This window comes from Blastococcus sp. TF02A-30, assembly GCF_003319185.1.
Classification (GTDB): Bacteria; Actinomycetota; Actinomycetes; order Mycobacteriales; family Geodermatophilaceae; genus Blastococcus.
Map to the genome: position 1 here is coordinate 1 of NZ_QOHJ01000021.1, position 787 is coordinate 787.

Consider the following 787-nt stretch of genomic DNA (forward strand, 5'->3'; position numbering starts at 1 on the left):
AGATGTGTATAAGAGACAGGAGTACTACGAGCCGGCCGTGCTCGAGAAGTACTCGTTCGACTTCATCCAGCGCCTCAACGACTTCGCCTACGGCAAGAAGTTCCGCTTCGAGACCTTCCTCGGCGCGTTCAAGTACTACACGAGCTACACGCTGAAGACCTTCGACGGCAAGCGCTACCTCGAGCGGTTCGAAGACCGCGTCGTGATGACCGCGCTCGCGCTCGCCGACGGCGACGAGGAGCTGGCGACCTCGCTGGTCGACGAGATCCTCTCCGGCCGTTTCCAGCCGGCCACCCCGACGTTCCTCAACGCCGGCAAGGCCCAGCGCGGCGAGCTGGTCTCCTGCTTCCTGCTGCGCATCGAGGACAACATGGAGTCGATCTCGCGCGGCATCAACTCCTCGCTGCAGTTGTCCAAGCGCGGCGGCGGCGTGGCGCTGCTGCTGTCCAACATCCGCGAGGCGGGCGCACCGATCAAGCAGATCGAGAACCAGTCCTCCGGCATCATCCCCGTCATGAAGCTGCTCGAAGACAGCTTCAGCTACGCCAACCAGCTCGGCGCCCGCCAGGGTGCGGGGGCGGTGTACCTGTCGGCGCACCACCCCGACATCATGCGGTTCCTCGACACCAAGCGGGAGAACGCGGACGAGAAGATCCGCATCAAGACCCTCTCCCTGGGCGTCGTCGTGCCCGACATCACGTTCGAACTCGCCAAGAACGACGAGGACATGTACCTCTTCTCCCCGTACGACGTCGAGCGCGTCTACGGCTGTCTCTTATACACATCT

At 63.2% G+C, this 787-nt stretch carries 1 protein-coding gene; it reads left to right on the plus strand.

Features of this window, described 5'->3' with window-relative positions; translation table 11 throughout:
* On the plus strand, nucleotides 1-787 hold a 787-nt coding region (locus tag DQ241_RS20260), incomplete at both ends, for a ribonucleotide reductase N-terminal alpha domain-containing protein (RefSeq protein ID WP_304555506.1).